Source organism: endosymbiont of Pachyrhynchus infernalis, assembly GCF_004296515.1.
In the GTDB taxonomy this organism is placed as follows: Bacteria; Pseudomonadota; Gammaproteobacteria; order Enterobacterales; family Enterobacteriaceae; genus Nardonella.
On record NZ_AP018160.1, the window covers coordinates 127,974 to 145,673 of the forward strand.

Annotated in this window: 18 protein-coding genes, 1 tRNA gene and 1 pseudogene; 5 read left to right on the forward strand and 15 right to left on the reverse strand. The window is 15.5% G+C overall.

All coding sequences use genetic code 11. The features are described from left to right. Positions 1-756, reverse strand: coding sequence for a peptide chain release factor-like protein (locus NARPIN1_RS00690; protein WP_130579245.1), 756 nt, complete (start codon positions 754-756; stop codon positions 1-3). Positions 757-905: 149 nt separating this feature from the next. Here NARPIN1_RS00690 and lolB point away from each other — a divergent pair, with 149 nt between their 5' ends. Both lolB and pth read left to right on the forward strand, forming a co-directional pair. Then, on the forward strand, positions 906-1,514 hold the full coding sequence (lolB, locus tag NARPIN1_RS00695; RefSeq protein ID WP_130579247.1) for a lipoprotein insertase outer membrane protein LolB: 609 nt from the start codon (positions 906-908) through the stop codon (positions 1,512-1,514). Between the two features lie 3 nt (positions 1,515-1,517). Continuing rightward, positions 1,518-2,054 (forward strand): aminoacyl-tRNA hydrolase, encoded by a 537-nt coding sequence (gene pth / locus NARPIN1_RS00700; protein WP_130579249.1) that lies wholly within the window; start codon positions 1,518-1,520, stop codon positions 2,052-2,054. Here the strand turns inward: pth and aroB are convergent. The 3 genes from aroB to NARPIN1_RS00715 form a co-directional block, all read right to left on the reverse strand. After that, on the reverse strand, positions 2,051-3,142 hold the full coding sequence (gene aroB / locus NARPIN1_RS00705) for a 3-dehydroquinate synthase (RefSeq protein WP_130579251.1): 1,092 nt from the start codon (positions 3,140-3,142) through the stop codon (positions 2,051-2,053). The genes pth and aroB overlap by 4 nt on opposite strands. Next, the gene (locus NARPIN1_RS00710; RefSeq protein WP_130579253.1) at positions 3,123-3,695 is read right to left on the reverse strand and encodes a shikimate kinase; all 573 of its coding nucleotides are present in this window, start codon (positions 3,693-3,695) and stop codon (positions 3,123-3,125) included. The genes aroB and NARPIN1_RS00710 overlap by 20 nt, the downstream gene beginning before the upstream one ends. 95 nt (positions 3,696-3,790) lie before the next feature. Next, the gene (locus NARPIN1_RS00715; protein ID WP_130579255.1) at positions 3,791-4,723 is read right to left on the reverse strand and encodes an RluA family pseudouridine synthase; all 933 of its coding nucleotides are present in this window, start codon (positions 4,721-4,723) and stop codon (positions 3,791-3,793) included. A gap of 52 nt (positions 4,724-4,775) precedes the next feature. On the opposite strand from NARPIN1_RS00715, the gene bamD reads away from it, so the two are divergent. Beyond that, on the forward strand, positions 4,776-5,507 hold the full coding sequence (gene bamD, locus NARPIN1_RS00720; protein WP_130579257.1) for an outer membrane protein assembly factor BamD: 732 nt from the start codon (positions 4,776-4,778) through the stop codon (positions 5,505-5,507). On the opposite strand, the gene tyrA is transcribed toward bamD, so the two are convergent. From tyrA to NARPIN1_RS00770, 10 genes and pseudogenes are all read right to left on the reverse strand, one after another. Beyond that, positions 5,508-6,650, reverse strand: coding sequence for a bifunctional chorismate mutase/prephenate dehydrogenase (tyrA, locus tag NARPIN1_RS00725; RefSeq protein WP_130579259.1), 1,143 nt, complete (start codon positions 6,648-6,650; stop codon positions 5,508-5,510). Positions 6,651-6,654: 4 nt separating this feature from the next. Then, entirely contained in the window at positions 6,655-7,674 is a 1,020-nt protein-coding gene (locus NARPIN1_RS00730) for a 3-deoxy-7-phosphoheptulonate synthase (RefSeq protein ID WP_130579261.1), read from the reverse strand. 126 nt (positions 7,675-7,800) lie between these two features. Beyond that, complete coding sequence (locus NARPIN1_RS00735; RefSeq protein WP_130579264.1) at positions 7,801-8,163, reverse strand: 50S ribosomal protein L19; 363 nt, start codon at positions 8,161-8,163, stop codon at positions 7,801-7,803. A 4-nt stretch (positions 8,164-8,167) separates the two neighbouring features. Further along, the gene (trmD, locus tag NARPIN1_RS00740; RefSeq protein ID WP_130579266.1) at positions 8,168-8,911 is read right to left on the reverse strand and encodes a tRNA (guanosine(37)-N1)-methyltransferase TrmD; all 744 of its coding nucleotides are present in this window, start codon (positions 8,909-8,911) and stop codon (positions 8,168-8,170) included. Further along, a complete protein-coding gene (rpsP, locus tag NARPIN1_RS00745; RefSeq protein WP_232021807.1) occupies positions 8,908-9,159 on the reverse strand; it encodes a 30S ribosomal protein S16 in 252 nt (83 codons plus the stop codon). Before rpsP ends, trmD begins: the two co-directional genes overlap by 4 nt. Continuing rightward, positions 9,146-10,177 carry a UDP-N-acetylmuramate dehydrogenase gene (gene murB, locus NARPIN1_RS00750; RefSeq protein ID WP_130579268.1) on the reverse strand — a complete coding sequence of 344 codons (1,032 nt, stop codon included), beginning with the start codon at positions 10,175-10,177 and terminating at the stop codon, positions 9,146-9,148. The genes rpsP and murB overlap by 14 nt, the downstream gene beginning before the upstream one ends. Further along, positions 10,178-12,068: pseudogene (gene mnmG, locus NARPIN1_RS00755) on the reverse strand (tRNA uridine-5-carboxymethylaminomethyl(34) synthesis enzyme MnmG). Then, positions 12,065-13,111 carry a murein transglycosylase domain-containing protein gene (locus tag NARPIN1_RS00760; RefSeq protein ID WP_130579270.1) on the reverse strand — a complete coding sequence of 349 codons (1,047 nt, stop codon included), beginning with the start codon at positions 13,109-13,111 and terminating at the stop codon, positions 12,065-12,067. The pseudogene mnmG and the gene NARPIN1_RS00760 overlap by 4 nt, the downstream one beginning before the upstream one ends. 2 nt (positions 13,112-13,113) lie before the next feature. After that, a complete protein-coding gene (asnS, locus tag NARPIN1_RS00765; RefSeq protein WP_232021808.1) occupies positions 13,114-14,505 on the reverse strand; it encodes an asparagine--tRNA ligase in 1,392 nt (463 codons plus the stop codon). Continuing rightward, the gene (locus NARPIN1_RS00770; RefSeq protein WP_130579272.1) at positions 14,493-14,768 is read right to left on the reverse strand and encodes a TusE/DsrC/DsvC family sulfur relay protein; all 276 of its coding nucleotides are present in this window, start codon (positions 14,766-14,768) and stop codon (positions 14,493-14,495) included. Before NARPIN1_RS00770 ends, asnS begins: the two co-directional genes overlap by 13 nt. Before the next feature lie 43 nt (positions 14,769-14,811). On the opposite strand from NARPIN1_RS00770, the gene NARPIN1_RS00775 reads away from it, so the two are divergent. Beyond that, positions 14,812-14,899, forward strand: a tRNA-Ser gene (locus NARPIN1_RS00775). A gap of 38 nt (positions 14,900-14,937) precedes the next feature. Here NARPIN1_RS00775 and NARPIN1_RS00780 read toward each other — a convergent pair. Further along, the gene (locus NARPIN1_RS00780; protein ID WP_130579274.1) at positions 14,938-16,629 is read right to left on the reverse strand and encodes an Rne/Rng family ribonuclease; all 1,692 of its coding nucleotides are present in this window, start codon (positions 16,627-16,629) and stop codon (positions 14,938-14,940) included. Positions 16,630-16,749: 120 nt separating this feature from the next. On the opposite strand from NARPIN1_RS00780, the gene NARPIN1_RS00785 reads away from it, so the two are divergent. Further along, a complete protein-coding gene (locus NARPIN1_RS00785) occupies positions 16,750-17,694 on the forward strand; it encodes an RluA family pseudouridine synthase (RefSeq protein WP_130579276.1) in 945 nt (314 codons plus the stop codon). The last annotated feature ends 6 nt before the right edge of the window (positions 17,695-17,700 follow it).

Sequence of the window (17,700 nt, forward strand, 5' to 3'; positions counted from 1 at the left end):
TTAATATTTATAACTACTTAATTTAGATATAATCAAATCTAAATTTCCGTTTAGTATTTCTTTTAATTTATTTATATTTAAAAATATTCTATGATCAGTAACTCTATTATTTATAAAATTATATGTTCTTATTCTATCAGATCTATTTCCAGATCCAAGTAATTTTTTTTTTAATAAATTATTTTCTATTTTTTTTTGATTTTCTTTTAAAATATATAATTTACATTTTAATATTGATAAAGCTTTTTCTTTATTTTTATGTTGTGATCTTTCATCTTGACATTCTACAACTAATTTAGTTGGTATATGTGTTATTCTAACTGCAGAATCAGTTGTATTAACATGTTGTCCTCCAGATCCGGATGATTTAAATGTATCTATTTTTAAATCATTTAAATTTATATTTTTATTTTTTTCTTCATTTGTTATTGGTATTACAGCAACTATACATGTTGATGTATGAATTCTACCTTGAGATTCAGTTTTAGGTATTCTTTGAACTCTATGACCACCTGATTCAAATTTTAATAAATTATATGATTCATTGTTATTAATTTTTAAAATTACATTTTTACATTCTTTATTTTCAATATTTCTATTTATTATTTCAGTATCCCACATTTTTTTATTAGAATATTTAATATACATTTTTAATAAATCTTTTATAAATAAAGAGGATTCATAACCTCCTGTACCAGATTTAATTTCTATAAGACAACCTAATATATTATCATTAATATTTTTTTCTTTTTTCATTTTATTTTATTTGATTATAAATAATAATATTATTATATATAATTTTAATAAAATTATTATTAAAATTTGTATAATATTTATTGTGATATAATATTATATATTTAAAATTAAATAATAATTTAAATTTAATAATAAAATATATTAATAATATGAATTACTTAGTATATAATCTTATTAATATTAATTCTACATTAATTCAATGTAATTTGAATGAAATTAATAATATAGATATTAATAATAATTTTAAAATAAACAAATGGAATATTCATAAAAAAATGATTTCAGAAATACAACAATTTAAAATAAATGGAATTTTAACATACAAAAATGGAATAAAAAAAATATTTTTGAAATTTTATTTAGATAATATTAAATCAGAAAATTATAGTTTTATAATTTATAATTTTTTTGGTAAAAAAATATTTGAATTTATTTCAAATAATAATAAACTTTTCTTAAAAAATGGAAAAGAAATAATTAATTTAGATAATAATAAATATTTAATTGAAGAAAATTATAAAATTTTAATAAAAAATTTAAGTTCATGGATAATTGGATTACCTGGTGATTCTAAAGAATTTAGAATAAATAAGATAGGAAGATTAAAAGAAATTAAACATACATATAATTCAAAAAAATATATAGTAAAATATCATAAGTATCATAATAGTACAAATCCACCATTACCAATAAATATTGAATTTAATCAAGGTAATGATTTTATAAATTTAAGAATAAAAAACTGGATTTTATCATAATTTATGAATATAAAATTAATAGCTGGAATAGGTAATAATTTAAAACAATATTATGATACAAGACATAATGTTGGTATATGGTTTATAAATAATTTTATAAAAAAATATTCTTTAAATTTAAAGTATAATAATAAAATAAATTGTTTTTTTTCAAAATTAAAATTAAATAATAATAATTTAATTTTATTAATACCAAATTCTTTTATAAATTTAAGTGGAATATATATAAAAAAATCTATTATATATTTCAAAATTAATAGTAATGAATTATTAATTGTTCATGATGATTTATATTTTAATATAGGAAAATTTAAAATTAAATTTGGTGGTAGTTCTGCTGGACATAATGGTGTAAAAAGTATAATAAATAATATATATAATAATTTTTATAGATTGAGAATAGGAATAAAAAATTATAAAAATATTGATAATATATCAGATTTTGTATTATCAGAACCTAATAAATTAGAAAAAAATATTATATTAAATTCTATAAATGACTCTATAGAATATATAATTAATTTTTTAGATAAAAATTAATTATTAATATTATTATTTATAGAATTTAATATAATTTCTTTTTTTATATTATCTACAATAACAGCTTTTCCTATTTTTTCTGGAATTATAAGTTTTATTTTATTATTTTTATTTTTTTTATCTTTTAATATATAAGGTATATAATTATTTGGGTTCATTTCATTAGGACCTTTTATAGGTAAATTAGCTTTTAAAATTAAATTTTTTATTCTATTTTTATATTTTTTTGAAAAATTATTTAAATATATAGCTGTTTCTATAGATATCATCATTCCAGCAGATATAGATTCTCCATGAGTCCATTTTCCATATCCCATAAATGCTTCTATTGCGTGTCCATACGTATGTCCAAAATTTAGTATTGATCTAATTCCATTTTCTTTTTCATCTTTAGAAATTATTTTTGATTTTATTTTACAACATTTATATATACAATATTTTAAAGATTCTATATCTAAATTCAATATTTTTTCTATATTATTTTCAAGCCAAATAAAAAATTTTTTATCATAAATAATTGAATATTTAATAGCTTCTGCTAATCCAGATGATATTTCTCTTTTAGGTAAAGTTTTTAAAAAAAATATATCTATAAATACAGAAGACGGTTGATGAAATGATCCTATCATATTTTTACCTAATATATGATTAATACCTGTTTTACCACCTATAGATGAATCTATTTGAGATAATAATGTAGTTGGTATTTGTATAAATTTAATTCCTCTTTGATATATAGAAGCAGAAAATCCTGTTATATCACCTATTACTCCTCCTCCAAAAGATATAAGAATTGAATTTCTATCCATATTATTATTTAACATTTCTGTTAATATTAAATTTAATATATTTAATGATTTACTAGATTCTCCATCTGGTATTAAAAAAATGTTATATTTTATATTTAATTCATTTAATTTTTTATAAAAATAATTTTCATAGTTTGTTTTTAAAAAATTATTAGTTATTATCATAACTTTAGTATTTTTATTTATTGGATATAAACTATTTATAATTTCAAATAATTTATAATCTATTATTATTTTATATTTATTAATATTATCTAATTTAACATTTATTATTTTCATGGTTTTTAATTATAAAATTATTTATATTTAAAATATTTAGAATATTATCTATAATTTCATCAATATTTTTTTTATTTGTATCTATAATAATATCTGATATTGAATTGTATAATTCATTTCTAATATTATCTAATTTTTTAAGAATATTTTCTTTTTCATATTTATTTTTATTAATTAGTAATGGTCTATCATTAAAATTATTTAATCTTGTTAATTGAGTTTTTATATTTGCCATAAGATATATAACTATTCCATTATTTGATAATAAATTTCTAATATATTTATTTTCTATAGATCCTCCTCCTGTTGATAAGATTATATTTTTTTCTTTTAATATATTATTAATTATTTTTTTTTCAAAAAATCTAAATTTTTTTTCACCATTTTTTTTAAAAATATTATTTATATTCATATTAAAATATTTTTCTAATTCTTTATCTGAATCAAAAAATTTTTTATTAAGCTTATTAGATAAATTATATCCAATAGTACTTTTACCTACTCCTGTAGGTCCAATAATAAATATATTATTTTTACTATTTTTTAGTATCATATATTTAATGTAAAATTATTTTAATGTAAACTTATATATAAAATATATAACAAATATAAGTTAATTTCAATAACTAAATATAATAATATTATTATTTATATATTTTTAAGTAAAAACTTCATATCATATGGAATACTTATACTAATATTAATCTCTTTATTGCTTATAGGATGATTAAATATAACTCTAGATGAATGTAATGCTTGTCTATTAAAATTAATATTTTTATTTTTTAAAAATAAACATGATTTTTTAAAATTACTATTATTTTTTCCATATATAAAATCTCCTACTAATGGATATCCTATATATGACATATGAGTTCTTATTTGATGTGTTCTTCCTGTTTTTATTCTAATTTTTATATAAGTATGTAAATTAAATTTTTTAATTATTCTATAATTTGTTATAGATTTTTTACCACTTATAATATTAATATTCATAATTTTTCTATTAATTTTATTTCTTGATATAGGTAAATTTATAAATCCACCAGATATTAATGATCCTGTAACAATAGCATCATATTCCTTAATTATTTTTCTTAAATAAAATATTTTTTTTAAATTTAAATATGCTAATTTAGATTTAGCAAATATAATTAAACCAGTTGTATTTTTATCTAATCTATGTACAATTCCAAAATTATCAATATTAACTAAATTAGGATAATATTTAATTAAATTACTTATTAGTAAATTATTTAATTCTGGATTTACAATTATATTTGGTTTTTTATTTATTATAATAATATCATTATCTTCATATATAATATCTATATTTATTTTTCTATTTAAAGAGTAAATATTTTTATTATTTATGTATAATAAATTAATTTTTATTTCTTCATTACTTTTTAATATAAAATTAGGATCTAAAATAATTTTATTATTTATACTAACGTTTTTATTTAAAATTAACTTTTTTATATAAGATCTAGATATATTTTTAATATTATTAGATAAAAACTTATCTATTCTAATTTTTAAATTAGAATTATTTATTATATATATATTATAATTATTCATAATATGTTATTATATAAAATAATTTTTAAAAATTATTTTAATTTTAATAAATATGTTTATATATTATTTAATATCAATATTTAGTTTATTTGATATTGTATTATGTTGTAATATTAAAAATGTTTACAATGATAATTTATTGTATAATTATTTAATAAATAATAAATATAATCTTGCTAAGAAAGAATTAGATAAAATAAATGAAAATGATTTATTTAGTAGTGATTTAAAAAAATATTTAATAAAAAAAATGTTTGTAAATTATAAATTAAATAATCTTGAGTTATCTAATAAGATTTTAGATAAATTATTAATTTTATATAAAAATGATAATAATTTAGATTATATAATTTACATGAAAGGATTAGTTAATTTTGAAATAAACGAAAAAATTGTATTTAAATGTTTAAGTTATGATAATTTTAATAAAAATCATGAATATATGTATAAATCATTAGAATATTTTAAATATTTAGTAGATAATTTTAAAAATAGTAAATATTATGAAAATTCTATTTATAAAATATTATATATAAAACAAAGATTATTTGTACATGATTTATATATTATAGATTTTTATTTTAGAAAAAATAATCATATATCTGTAATAAATAGATCTATACATTTATTAAAATTTTTTCCAAAAGAACCTTATATATATTATTTAATAGAATATATTAAAAAATCTTGTAAATTAATTTCATTAAATGAAATAGAAGAAAAATTAGATATCATTATAAATAGTAACATATCTAATTTCAAAAAATTAAAAATAAAAATATAATTAAAAATTATTTATAATAATTTCTTCTGAAAGAGTATCATTAATATCTGATAATTCTTTTATATTTTTTTTATTTAACCAAGACTTTATATTTTCAAATATATTAATTATATTATTTCTTTTTTTATTTGAACTAAAAATATTATATATATTTTTAGTATAATTAATATATTCATCAAATAAATTTAAACTTTTATTTGATGAATATATTATATCTAAATATAAATTTATATCTCCGGAAAAAAATTTACATAATATTGATAAATATATTTTATAAATAGGTGGAGATATTTTAAAAATTTCTTTAATATTTAAATTTTTATTCATAATAAATGAACCTAACATAAATAAATTTATATATCTTAAAGATTGTATATGTAACATATAATTATCATGTTTGTTAGAATCTAAATTATAGATAAAAACTCCCCATAATTTAAATTGATTTAATATCCATTTATATTTTTCTGGATATCTTCCATTACTATAAATAATAATTTGTTTAGTAATACTTCTTATATTAGGACCAAACATAGGATGTAATCCTAATACTGGACCTGAATGTATATTTAACATTTTGTTAATAGATTTTTCTTTAATGGAAGATATATCTAGTAATATACATTCACTAGTAATATATTTATATATATTTTCTAAAACAAAATTTAATTTAGATATAGGAGAACAAATAAATACTAAATTAGAATTTAATAACTTTTCTTCTTTATTTTCCCAATCTTTAGAATTTATTTCTGAAACATTATAATTATATTTTATAAATAAATTTTTAAATATACTTCCCATTTTACCTTTTCCGCCTATAAATATTATTTTTATAGAATTATTATTGTTACTTATATTATTATTACAATAAATTTCCTTTATATAAGATTCATACATTATTTTCTTAATAACAGATGAAATAGTAAAATAAGAAATATATTTATTATATTTTTTGTTTAATTTGTTTAAAATAAATTCTTCTCTTTTTGAAACATAACAAGAAATATTATTTTTATTTTTAATAATACCTATATTTTCAACAATTTTTAATCTTTCATTTATTAAATTAAATATTTTTTCATCAATATTATCTATTTTATTTCTTAAATCTTTTAAATCAAATTCAAATTTATTATTCATAATATTATCTATTAAAATTATTATATAAATATTTTAGTAAAAATTTTGTTTCCTTCCATCCTATACATCCATCAGTTATAGATATTCCATATTTTAATTTATTATTTATTAATTGATTACCATTATATATATAACTTTCTATCATTAATCCTATTAAATTATTATTATTATTTATTTGATCTATAACAGCTTTAGATACATCTAATTGTTTTGAATAATCTTTATATGAATTATCATGACTACAATCAATTATTATTTTAGAATTTAAATTATTTTCATTTATTAAATTAATACAATTATTTATATCTTCTGGAAAATAATTAGGTTTATTTTTACTACCTCTTAATATTATATGATTATTTTTATTTCCTTTAGTTTTTATAATACATAAATTTCCAAAATCATTTATTCCTAAATATGTATGAGGTTTTAATGACGTTTTAATAGCATTTATAGAACTTAATATATCTCCATTTGTATTATTTTTAAATCCTACAGGTATAGATAAACTAGAAGAAAACTCTCTATGTATTTGTGATTCTGATGTACGTGCGCCTATAGATACCCAACTAAATAAATCATCAAAATATTTATAGATATTTAAATTTAAAATTTCTGTAGATATTGGAATACCTATATCAATTAATTGTATTAATAATTCTCTAGAAATATTTAATCCTTTTTCTATATTACAAGAATTATCTATCATAGGATCATTAACTATTCCTTTCCAACCTATAGATGTTCTAGGCTTTTCTATATATGCTCTCATTACTATATACAATTTATCGTTTAATTCTAATGATAAATTATATAATAATTTTGCATAATCTATAGATGAATTAAAATCATGTATAGAACAAGGTCCACATATTATTAATAATCTTTTATCTTTTCCATTAATTATATTAGAAATAATTTTAATAGAATTAATAATTTTATTTTTTATACTATTATTTATACTAAATTTATTTTTTAAGTTTATTGGAGATATTATTTTATTTTCACTTATTATATTATTCATAATATTAATTTATATATTTATATTTTTTATTAGTAATTATAACATTATAAATTTATAAGTTCAATAATTAAATATATTAAATTATTTTAATGTAAATATATTTATATAATAAAAAATATATAAAAATTATATATTTATATATTTTTTATTAGTTTTTATTAATTTATTAAATTTATTTTTCTTAATAAAAAATAATTTTGATTTTCTAACTCTATTACTATTATTAATAATAATATTTTTTATATTATTAGAATGTATAAAAAAAAGTTGTTCTATTCCTTCTCCATTAGAATATTTTCTTACAATAATAGATGAACATATTCTTTTATTTTTTATAGAAATAATAATACCAGAAAAATATTGAATTTTATTTTTTCTTAATTTATCAAAAACATTAATTTCAACAGTAATAAAATCTCCAACTTTTATTTTATACAAATTATTCTTTAATTGTTTTTTTTCAAATTCATTTATTATTTTACTAAACATTTATTTACTTTTTATCTAAATTTAATTTAAATGATTTTATTATTTTATTTTCTTCATTAGAAAAATTTCTATTATATAATAAATAAGGTTTATTATTAATAGTATATTCAATAGATTTTATTAATCTCCACTTATATATATTTTTATGATTACCTGATAATAATACATTTGGAACTTCAATATTCATAAATTTTCTTGGTCTTGTATAACTTGGATAATCTAATAAATTATTAAAAAATGAATCATTTTTAATAGATTCATATGAATTTAATACTCCATATATATTTCTAGAAATTAAATCTAATAAAACCATTGCAGGAATTTCTCCTCCACTTAATACATAATCACCTATAGATATTTCTTCATTAATAAAATTCATTATTCTATTATCTATTCCTTCATATCTTCCACATAATAATATTATAGATTTTTTATTTGATAATCTTATTATATCTAAATTATTTATAATTTTACCTTTAGGAGATAAATAAATGACATATGAATTATAACCAATATCTTTTTTTGCATTTAATAAAGAGTAATATATTGGTTCAAATTTCATCACCATCCCTTTTCCACCTCCGTATTGATAATCATCTATAGATTTATATTTATTTTTAGAAAAATTTCTAATATTATATAATTTTATATTTAATTTATTATTTTTTATAGCTTTATTTATAATTCCATATTTAATAATAGAATCAAATATATTTGGAAATATAGTTAAAATAATTATATTTATCATTTATTTATTAAATATTTAACTTTATCAGATAATTTTGCTCCATTTTTTATCCAAAAAAATACTCTATTATTATTAATATATAATAATTTATTTTTCTCATTAAAAAATCCTACTTTTTCAATAAATTTACTATTTTTAGATTTTCTAGAATCTATAACAACTATTTTATAATATAAATTATTTTTAGATTTACTTTTAGATAATCTTATTTTAAGCATAAAATACCATATTAATTTAACTAATATCATTTAAATTTATTCTATTATTATAAAAATATATTAATACTTCTAAAGATATTTTTATATTAAATTTAATATAAATTTTATAATAAATAAACTTTATTAAAAATATTATATCATTATTTATAGACCCATAATTCGTTATTATAGCAGAATTATTACTATCAACACATACATTTCCTATTCTAAATCCTTTAAAATCACATTTATCTATTAACCATCCAGTTGGAATTCTAAATTTATATTTAGAAATTAAACTATATGGAACATTAGAATATTTATTTAAAATTTTAATTATTTTACTTTTATTTAAAGTTAAATTTTTAAAAAAACTACCAGAATTATTTATTTTTTTATAATTTGGTATATTTTTTTTTCTTAAATTAGATATAAAATTATATATATATCTTGGATTACATTTTTTTATATTTATATTTTTTAATTTATAATAATTTATTAATGGTTTCCATTTAATCGGTAATTTTAAACCTAAATAAATAATTATATATCTACTAGATAAATTACCTAATTTGCTATTTCTATATTTAAATTTACATTTATTTTTATTAAATCTTATAATTTTTCTTCTTTTTATATCTAATATATCAACATATTTACATATATTTTTTATTTCTAATCCATATGCGCCTATATTAAATATAGGTGCTGCACCTACTTTACCAGGAATCATAGCTAAATTTTCTAATCCATAAATATTATTTTTAATAGAATACAAAACTAAATCATTCCAATTAATTCCAGATCCTACATGTAAATAATAATATTTATTTTTTTTAATAAAACTAATATATTTAATATTATTTATTATAATTAATCCTAAAAAATCTTTTAAAAAAATTGTATTAGTTCCATTACCAAGTATTATTATTGGTAATGATTTAAAATGATCAAATATTTTATATAAAATATCTAATTTATTAATTTTAATAAAATATTTAGTATATACATTCATAGAAAAACTTATATATTTTTTTAAAGATTTATTAAATTCAATATTAGTTAACATTTAAATAAAATTATTATTTTTTAACCAAATTTTAATTATAAATATAGATGAATATGTTATTCCAGAAATATTTAACATTTCTCCTAAAGATTTAGGTTTAAATCTATTTAAATTACAGATAACTTCATTAGATAATCCATTTATTTTATTAAAATTTATATTTTTTGGAAAATGTATATTTAAATATTTATTTATATTTTCTATTTCTTTATTTTGTTTATATATATAATATTCATATTTTATTTGAGTTTCTATTTCATTAAATATTTTATTATCTTTTAATAAAGGTTTTAAAATATCTATTTTATTTAAATCCTCATAATTTATTTCTTGATTACGTAATAAATCATATCCACTAATATTATTTGTTATTTTATTACATAATTTATTATTTAAATTTATCAAATTTATATCTTTAATATTTATTAAAGTAGATTTTAATCTATTTTTTTCTTTTTCTATTATTTCTTTCTTTAAACAAAATTTTTTCCATTTATTTAAACTTATTAAACCTAATTTATACCCTATATCACTTAATCTTAAATCTGCATTACTTTCCCTTAAAGATAATCTATATTCTGCTCTAGAAGTAAACATTCTATAAGGTTCTATAACTCCTTTTTTACATAAATCATCTAGCATAACTCCTATGTAAGATTCGTTTCTTAAAGGAAACCAAAAATCCATATTTTTGGAAAATCTACTTGAATTTATTCCAGCTATTATTCCTTGAGCAGCAGCTTCTTCATAACCTGTTGTTCCATTTATTTGACCTGCTAAAAACAATCCTCTTATTATCTTACTTTCTAATGTAAGATTTAAATTTATAGGATCAAAAAAATCATATTCTACTGCATATCCTGGTCTAGTTATTTTAGATTTTTCTAATCCCTTTATTGATCTTATAAAACTTATCTGTGTTTCTATTGGTAAACTAGTAGATATTCCATTAGGATATATTTCATTACTATTTAATCCTTCGGGTTCCAAAAAAATCTGATGAGATTTTTTATCATGAAATTTTATTACTTTATCTTCTATAGAAGGACAATATCTAGGTCCACTACTTTTTATTAAATTATTATAAATAGGACTTTTATTTATATTATCTAATATTATTTTATGAGTTTCTATATTAGTATTTGTTATATAACATGGCATTTGTTTTAAAAATTTTTTTCTATTTAAATAAAAAGAAAAAGTTGGTAATGGAAAATCACTATATTGTTTATCTAATAATTTAAAATTTATAGATCTTAAATCTATTCTTGGAGGAGTACCAGTTTTAAATCTTCTTATACTTTTAAAAAATATATTTTTTAATTTATCAGATAAATAAGAATTAGTAGAATCACCATATCTTCCTCCATAAATTTTATTATTTAATCCTATATATATTTCTCCATTTAAAAATGTACCTAATGTCAAAACCAAAGATTTTGAAAAAAAAGATATGTTAGATTCTGTTATTACATTAAAATTATTATTTGTATCAAATTTTATATTTATTACCTTTTGCTGAAAAATATCTAAATTTTTATTTTTATATAATAATTTTTTTATATTATTTTGATATATAATTTTATCAGCTTGAACTCTTGTAGCTTGTACAGATGGACCTTTACTAGTATTTAGTTTTCTAAATTGTATACCTGACATATCTGCAGCCATACCCATTAATCCACCAATAGCATCTATTTCTTTAACTAAATTACTTTTACCTATTCCTCCCTATTGAAGGATTACATGACATTTGTCCTATTGTATCTAAATTATTTGTTAATAAAAGAGTTTTACTTATTTTTGAAGATGAATTAGATGCTTCTATACCAGCATGACCTCCACCAATAACTATTACATCATAATAATTATATTTATTTATATTTTTCATTTTATATTTTTTTTATAAAAATTATATAAACTATTAACTTTTATTAAATAATCTCTTGTTTCTTTTAATGGGTGATTATTTAATATTATATTAAATAATTCATTAGAAGTTTTATTATTTATAATATTAATTGAATCATTAAAATTTAATGAAAAAATATTTAAAACATTTTTAATACCACCATTATATGATGATATTATTAAATATTTAATAGATTCAGTATTTTTGACATTATAAAAATATTTATTTTTAAGAATATATAAATATGAAACACCAACATTTATATTATTTTTAGGATTAATTAAATATACAACACTTGGAAAATTATTCTTTTTTTTATATTTAAATACATCTAAACCAGATTTATTTCTAATTATTTGCATTAATCCTATAGCTTCTAAATTACTAATTGCATATGGATTAAACTTTGATTCAGCATGAATTATAGATAAAATTAATGATTTATCTATATTGTATTTTTTAGAATATTTATTAATTATATTTATATAATTGTTATATTTATAATTATTTATATTAAAAATATCTATTTTAATATAAATAATATTTTTTTTAGAAGACATTCTTTTATTTATACAATTTTTAACTAAAAAATCTATATAATTTGAAATATCTTTTTTATATAATAATGGAAATTTATTTTTTCCTAATATATTTTTATATATATATAATTTCTCACTTTTTAATACATTATTATTAAATTTAAAATTAATATTATTATTTAATATATTAAATAATATTTTTTTAAAAATATTATTTAAATTATTAATTAATAAAGTCTCTATAATTATTTTATTTAGTTTAAAATCAACATAAATTCTTGCTTTATTATCAAAATAATATTTTAGTATATTATTATTTTTTACTAAAATTATTTCATTTTTACCCCATATACTTTCTATATTATTATTTATTTGATAAATTAAGTTTTTTATTTGATAAAAATCATTAGAATTTAAATTATAATTATTTTTATAGTTATTAATTATAAATATTTTTATAATTAATAAAATAAAAAAAAACATAATTAACTATTTATGTTATTAGGAGTTTTAGGAAAAGGAGATATATCTCTTATATTATTCATTCCTGTTATTGATAATAATAATCTTTCAAATCCTAATCCAAATCCTGAATGAGGTACGCTTCCATATTTTCTTAAATCAGAATACCATTGATAATTACTTAAATCATCACCAAAACAATTCATCAATCTTTCATTTAAAATTTCATAGTTATCTTCTCTCTCAGAACCTCCTATCACTTCACCTACATTAGGTAATAAAATATCCATGGAAGATACAGTAATTTCATCATTATTTACTTTCATATAAAAAGGTTTTATATTTTTAGGAAAGTTTTTTATTACTACAGGTATATTATTAAAATAATCTAGTAAATATTTTTCATTATCAGATGATATATCTAATCCCCATTTTATATTATTAAATTTAGATTTATTTATTATTTTTATAGCATCACTATAATCTAATATATTAAAATTATTATTAATAATATTATTTAAATAATCAATTTTTAGATTATTTTTTCTATGTATAAAAACTATATCATCTATATAATTATCTAATAATAAATTATATACGTTTTTTATTAATAATTCAGATAATAATATAATATCATCTAAATTATTAAATGCGATTTCTACTTCTAACATCCAAAATTCAGATAAGTGTTTTCTAGTATTTGAATTTTCTGCTCTAAAAGCAGGACCAAATGTATAAACTTTAGATAATCCACAAGCATAAGATTCTAAATTCAATTGACCAGATACAGTTAAAAAAGTATCTTTACCAAAAAATTTTTTTTTCAAATCATCTTTTAAATGAACTTCAAATAATTGATTATTACCTTCAGTGTTATAACAAGTTATTATAGAGGTTGGAACCCATATAAAATTATTTTTATTCATAAAATTATTTATTGAATTAAAAACAAAACTTCTTATTCTTGATATTGAAGAAAATAATTTAGTTCTTATTCTTAAATGTTCGACTTTTCTTAAAAATTCTAAACTATGTTTCTTTTTAGATATAGGATATGATTTAGGATCATTTATTTTACCTATTATATTTATTTCTGTAGCTTTTATTTCATAACTTTGAAATTTTCCTATAGATTTAATTAATAATCCTATTACATTTAAAGAATATCCTGTAGTTATATTAGTTATTTCTTTATAATTTTTTAAATTATTATTAGAAATTATTTGAATATCATTAAACGATGATCCATCATAAATTGATATAAAAGTTATTCCAATATTAGATGTTCTTTTATTTCTAACCCAACCATTTATAGAAACAATTTTATTTAAAAATTTATCTATATTTTTTAATAAATATAATATTGATATTGAATTTTTCATTTTTTTTAGTATTTTATTATTTATAATAAACATTTATTTGGATAAGGAATTCCAGATATTTTATATATATTTTTATCAAATTTATTTTTAAAAATTAAGTTAAGATAATTTAAACTTATTTTATTATTAATATTTTTTTTATTAAAAAAAATTATTAATATATTTATACTAGGAGAAATTTTATATTTATAATAAAAATCTCTAATAAAATATATTATATCCCAATGTTTATCATTTAATATAATTTTTTTTTTTCTTGCTATATTTATAGCAAAATTTTTATTCCAATTTTTCATATAATATATTTTATTGTATAATAATTTTGTTATCTAATTTAATAGAGGAGTGGCTGAGTGGATTAAAGCACTGGTCTTGAAAACCAGAAATATAAATTTTATATTCTAGAGTTCGAATCTCTACTCCTCTATAATTTTAAATTATATATAAATAAAAAATTATTATAAATTAATATGTAATTATTAGTTTATTTATATAATAAATTAATATAAGTAATATATTTTTATATAAAATTTTTTTATTTATATAATTAATATTATAAACACCTAATAACTTTAATTTAAATAAATTTTTTAATTTATTTTTTATATTGTTAAAGTTTAAAATATTAAATTTATTAATTTTTGAACATATATAATTTATATAATTTTTATTTTTATATTTTATTTTTATTATAAAATTATTAGATATTCTAATATTATTATTTGATAAAATAATTAATTTTATATTTTTATTATTAATATTTTTTATATTATATATTTCTTTTTTTTTATTTTTTAATAAATATATTCTAATAAATAATGGAACTATAATACATATTTCTTCAATATTTTTATTTAAAGATTTCTTTTCCAAAAATCTTAAAATAGATAATGATAATGATTCATAATTTCTTATAAATCCAATTCCATTACATTTAGTACATATATTATTGCATTCATTTAAAGATTTATTTAATCTTTGTCGTGATAATTCTAATAATCCAAATTTAGATATATTTTCCATACAAATTTTTGATTTATCTAAATATAAATATTTACGAAATTCATTTTCTATTTCTAAATTATTTTCTTTTGAAAACATATCTATAAAATCTATTACTATAAGACCGCTTATATCTCTAAATCTTAATTGTTTAGCTATTTCTTTAATAGCTTCTAAGTTAGTTTTAAATGCTGTTTCTTTTATATTTGTAAATTTTGTAGATTTATATGAATTTATATCAATAGCTGTTAATGCTTCAGTTGAATCTATTGATATAGATCCTCCAGATGATAATTTTATCTTTCTTTTAAATATAGATTCAATTTGAGATTCTATTTTAAAATAATTAAATATAGATATATTTTTATCATATATTTTTATTTTATTATTAAATTCAAATCTTCCTAAAATATTTATATATTCTTTAGATTTATTAAAAAAATTAATATCATCTATTATTATTTCTTTTATATCTGGTGTTAAATAATCTCTAAATATTTTTATAAATATATTATTATTTTCATATATTAATGATGGACATTTAGATTTAATATATTTTTCTTTAATAAACTCCCAATTTTTTAAAATTAAATTTAAATCTAATTGTATATCTTCTATTTTTTTACCTATACAAGATGTTCTTATTATAAAACCTATATTTTTAGATATATTTAAGTTTGAAATCATTTTTTTTAAAATAAATCTATTTTTACCTATTATTTTTTTTGATATTCCTTTTATATTAGGATTATTTACTATTAATATAATATATGTTCCTATTAAAGATATAAATGTTGTAAATGACGCACATTTATTTCTTCTTGATTCTTTGTTTATTTGAACTAATATTTCTTGATCTTTTTTTAAATTTTTTATTTTTTCATAATAATTTTGATTATCATTTTTATAACCATTATTTAAAAAAAAGTTATTTGATATTTCTTTAATAGGTAGAAATCCATTTTTTTTATATCCATAATTTATAAATACTGCATTTAAACTAGGTTCTATTTTTATAATTTTACTTTTATAAATATTAAATTTATTTTGACTATAATTTATATTTTCTATATATATATTATATAATTCTTTTTTATTTATAAATGCTATTATTAATTCATCTTTTTGTTTAGTGCTTATTAATATTCTTTTCATAATATTTTATACAATTTAGTATATTAAAATACTAACTATTATTTTATATAATAAGTTTGTATAAATATACATTAAATTTTATATAAACTATATTTATTTTAAATAATAAAGGTTATAAATATGAATTTAATAGATGAATTTAAAAATAATTCTATAGTAATAGATTATGATAATAAAGATAGAAGAATTGATAATTTTATGTTTTCTAATTTTAGAAATATATCAAAATCTTTAATATATAAACATATAAGAATTGGTAATATAAAAGTTAATATAAAAAAAATTACACCTAAATATAAATTAAAAATAAATGATATAATAAAATTTCCAAATTATTATTTAGATACATCTAAAAAAAAAAAAATAAATTTAAAAAAAGAAGAATACATTAACTTTTTTAAAAAAATAATATATGAAGATGATTATTTATTAATAATAAATAAACCATATGGTATATCAGTACATGGAGGAAATAATAATAAAAATATAATTTCTATATTAAAATGTATAAAAAATAATGAAAAAAATCTAAATTTAGTTCATAGATTAGATAAAGAAACATCAGGTATATTAATAATATCTAAAAAAATTAGTATATTAAGAAATCTTCATAAACAATTTAATAATAATTTAATTGAAAGAAAATATATAGCATTAGTAAATGGATTATGGAATTTAAATAATAAAAATATAAATATTTCTATTTCAAAAATAAAAAATAATAAAGGTAAAAATATATCTATATTAAATAATAATGGTAAAAAATGTAGTTCTATATTTAAAATTAATAAAATTTTTTCTGAATTTACATTAATGGATATAAAAATTATTACTGGAAGATTTCATCAAATAAGAATTCATGCTAAATATTGTGGTAATCCTATTGTTTGTGATAAAATATATGGATTTAAAAAAGATAATATAAAAGTTAATAATCTTGGTTTAAAAAGATTATTTTTACATGCTAATTATATTAAATTTTTTCATCCTATTTATAATAAAAAAATTTGTTTATTATCTAATTTAGATAAAGAATTAGAAAATTTTATAAAAAAAATAAATTAACTTTTA

Bases quoted from the DNA above. Each gene is read 5' to 3' on its own strand.
- NARPIN1_RS00690 (WP_130579245.1), bottom strand. From the start codon at position 756: ATGAAAAAAGAAAAAAATATTAATGATAATATATTAGGTTGTCTTATA.
- lolB (WP_130579247.1), top strand. From the start codon at position 906: ATGAATTACTTAGTATATAATCTTATTAATATTAATTCTACATTAATT.
- pth (WP_130579249.1), top strand. From the start codon at position 1,518: ATGAATATAAAATTAATAGCTGGAATAGGTAATAATTTAAAACAATAT.
- aroB (WP_130579251.1), bottom strand. From the start codon at position 3,142: ATGAAAATAATAAATGTTAAATTAGATAATATTAATAAATATAAAATA.
- NARPIN1_RS00710 (WP_130579253.1), bottom strand. From the start codon at position 3,695: ATGATACTAAAAAATAGTAAAAATAATATATTTATTATTGGACCTACA.
- NARPIN1_RS00715 (WP_130579255.1), bottom strand. From the start codon at position 4,723: ATGAATAATTATAATATATATATAATAAATAATTCTAATTTAAAAATT.
- bamD (WP_130579257.1), top strand. From the start codon at position 4,776: ATGTTTATATATTATTTAATATCAATATTTAGTTTATTTGATATTGTA.
- tyrA (WP_130579259.1), bottom strand. From the start codon at position 6,650: ATGAATAATAAATTTGAATTTGATTTAAAAGATTTAAGAAATAAAATA.
- NARPIN1_RS00730 (WP_130579261.1), bottom strand. From the start codon at position 7,674: ATGAATAATATAATAAGTGAAAATAAAATAATATCTCCAATAAACTTA.
- NARPIN1_RS00735 (WP_130579264.1), bottom strand. From the start codon at position 8,163: ATGTTTAGTAAAATAATAAATGAATTTGAAAAAAAACAATTAAAGAAT.
- trmD (WP_130579266.1), bottom strand. From the start codon at position 8,911: ATGATAAATATAATTATTTTAACTATATTTCCAAATATATTTGATTCT.
- rpsP (WP_232021807.1), bottom strand. From the start codon at position 9,159: ATGATATTAGTTAAATTAATATGGTATTTTATGCTTAAAATAAGATTA.
- murB (WP_130579268.1), bottom strand. From the start codon at position 10,177: ATGTTAACTAATATTGAATTTAATAAATCTTTAAAAAAATATATAAGT.
- NARPIN1_RS00760 (WP_130579270.1), bottom strand. From the start codon at position 13,111: ATGTTTTTTTTTATTTTATTAATTATAAAAATATTTATAATTAATAAC.
- asnS (WP_232021808.1), bottom strand. From the start codon at position 14,505: ATGTTTATTATAAATAATAAAATACTAAAAAAAATGAAAAATTCAATA.
- NARPIN1_RS00770 (WP_130579272.1), bottom strand. From the start codon at position 14,768: ATGAAAAATTGGAATAAAAATTTTGCTATAAATATAGCAAGAAAAAAA.
- NARPIN1_RS00780 (WP_130579274.1), bottom strand. From the start codon at position 16,629: ATGAAAAGAATATTAATAAGCACTAAACAAAAAGATGAATTAATAATA.
- NARPIN1_RS00785 (WP_130579276.1), top strand. From the start codon at position 16,750: ATGAATTTAATAGATGAATTTAAAAATAATTCTATAGTAATAGATTAT.